Origin of the sequence: Psittacicella gerlachiana (genome assembly GCF_003585965.1) — a bacterium.
Taxonomy (GTDB): domain Bacteria; phylum Pseudomonadota; class Gammaproteobacteria; order Enterobacterales; family Psittacicellaceae; genus Psittacicella; species Psittacicella gerlachiana.
Genome location: NZ_NRJF01000155.1, coordinates 1 through 2260 on the forward strand (window position 1 = coordinate 1; position 2260 = coordinate 2260).

The following is a 2260-nucleotide window of genomic DNA, read 5'->3' on the forward strand; positions in this document are numbered from 1 at the left end:
TTCTTTAGTTAATGCTGCTCGTTATGGGGTAGGTTTAGCTTATGAACCTTTAGAATTGGTGGCTCAGGATTTGCAAGAAGGCAAGCTAATACAAGTACTCGAAGACTATACTATTAGCTTACCTGCTTCGCATTTATACTACCCTGATCGTCGCGTTTCTCAAGCTTTACGTTTAGTGATTGATACTCTAAAAGTAACCTAAACTAGAGGTTAGAGTTATTTTTAACGTAATTTCTTAACTTATAATTTAGAACGCAAAAATAGAAATTGACGAATAAAAATAGACTAATTTTCTTTTATTAAAAAAGCCGAGGCAATAACGCCTCGGCTTTAGTCATATTGGATTTTAAAAAGTAAAAGTAAGATTAGAGAGATAAATATCTAATATCAGAGATTAAATAAAATAATTATGAGTTTTAAGTTTAAGCCTCTGAATCAAGAAGTTGTTTTAACACCTTAGCAGGAACTCCTGCCACCACAGTGTTCGCAGGTACATCTTTAGTTACAACTGCTCCAGCAGCCACTACCGCATTTTCACCAATGGTTACTCCCGGTAATACTGTAACATTTGCTCCTAGCCATGCATTCTTTTTAATCACGATTGGGGCTATTTCAAGATCGTGTCTTTGAGCTGGTGCTAGAGGATGTGAAGCCGTAATTAAATTTGTTCTTGGACCAATAAGTACTCCATCTTCGAGAGTAATACCACCTACATCGGTAAACTGAACTCCGGTATTTACAAAGACATTTTCACCAAATTTTATATTTGCTCCATAATCACTATAGAAAGGAAGATTTATCATTACTGATTTAGGAATTGGAGAATTGGTGATTTGAGCTAATAATTCTAAAGTAGATTCTGGAGTTTGCAGTTGGTTGTTTAATTTAAAAAGTAACTCTTGATTTTCTCTTACTTTAGCGAGAATTTGAAGATATTCTGGACTTTTGTCTTTAATAATTTTACGTGTCATAAAAATAAAGATGTTCCTAATTTGAGGATAAATTAGGAACAATAATTTAAGTAATAAAATTTATGGGGTTACTACGGTAAAACAAATTATTTGTTTAAATTCGTAGTGAAGAATTGACCTAATTTTGCAAACGGAGCTACGCCTTTAACATTATCATAAAGATCTACGTGATTTGCTCCTGGAACAATTACAAGTTCTTTATTACTTGAACCTACTTTTTGGTAAGCGGTTTCAGCAAAGTAACGTGAGTGAGCTATTTCTCCAGTAATAATTAAAGTTGGGATTTGGATTTCATCAGTGTGATCTAAATTATTGAAGTTAAAGTATTTTAGACCAATGGTAGCTTGCCATAAACCATGTGAATTAACTGAACGCTCGTGATAACCACGTGGAGTTTGATAATATTCAGAGAACTCTGCTACTACAGGTGGTAAAGCTGAGTTTTGATCAAGCTGCCATAAAGCTGGATAAATATCTACTTTATCTCCATTTACCATATAGTTATAAGTGTTGTAGCTTGGGTTTGCATAACCAGCTTTAAAGTCTTGAGTACGTAAGTCAGCCATGTAGTTTTTAATAACACGACGGTCGCTGGTTGAGTAGGCATCTTGACCATCTCCTACCCCATAACCAATTGCACGTGACATGTCATACATTACTACCGTAGCTACAGCTTTAACACGAGTATCTACTTGAGCTTCACTTAAAGCTACACCACCCCAACCACAGATACCAAGAATCCCAATTTTATTTGGATCAACAAAACTTTGGTTAGATAAAAAGTCTACCGCGGCAGAAAAGTCTTCTACGTTAAGATCTGGAGAAGTATTACCACGAGGGAAACCTCCTGATTCACCGGTATAAGAAGGATCAAAGGCAAGAGTTACAAAACCTTGAGAAGCTAATTCTTGAGCATATTCACCTGAAGACTGTTCTTTTATTGCTCCAAATGGACCTGAAACTGCAATTGCTTGGTGTTTTTGTTGCGGATCTAAATTTTTAGGATAGTAAAGATCAGCAACAATCGAAATACCATAACGATTTTTAAAGGTAACTTTTTGGTGGGCAACTTGAGTATTTTCTTTAAATACTTTATCCCAACCGGTAACCATAGATACAGGGGCATTAGCATCCTGTGCTACTTTTACATTAGCATTGGTAGTAATATTTAGATTAGCCATAGATGTTCCTATAAATGTTGTTCCAATAAAAGTTGCGAGTAATAATTTGTTGAGTTTCATTTGTGTTGTTCCTTTAAAGTAAATGATTTTGTTGTTTTAGTTATAAAT

3 protein-coding genes are annotated in these 2260 nt (G+C 34.8%); 1 reads left to right on the forward strand and 2 read right to left on the reverse strand.

The features are described from left to right. The coding region (locus tag CKF59_RS05410; protein WP_245959277.1) for a LysR substrate-binding domain-containing protein at positions 1-202 on the forward strand (202 nt) is incomplete at its 5' end. Between the two features lie 220 nt (positions 203-422). Here the strand turns inward: CKF59_RS05410 and CKF59_RS08070 are convergent. Next, entirely contained in the window at positions 423-971 is a 549-nt protein-coding gene (locus tag CKF59_RS08070) for a DapH/DapD/GlmU-related protein (protein ID WP_119534946.1), read from the reverse strand. Between the two features lie 86 nt (positions 972-1057). After that, on the reverse strand, positions 1058-2212 hold the full coding sequence (locus CKF59_RS05420; RefSeq protein ID WP_222985612.1) for an alpha/beta hydrolase: 1155 nt from the start codon (positions 2210-2212) through the stop codon (positions 1058-1060). Between the last annotated feature and the right edge of the window lie 48 nt (positions 2213-2260).

Bases quoted from the DNA above. Each gene is read 5' to 3' on its own strand.
- CKF59_RS08070 (WP_119534946.1), bottom strand. From the start codon at position 971: ATGACACGTAAAATTATTAAAGACAAAAGTCCAGAATATCTTCAAATT.
- CKF59_RS05420 (WP_222985612.1), bottom strand. From the start codon at position 2,212: ATGAAACTCAACAAATTATTACTCGCAACTTTTATTGGAACAACATTT.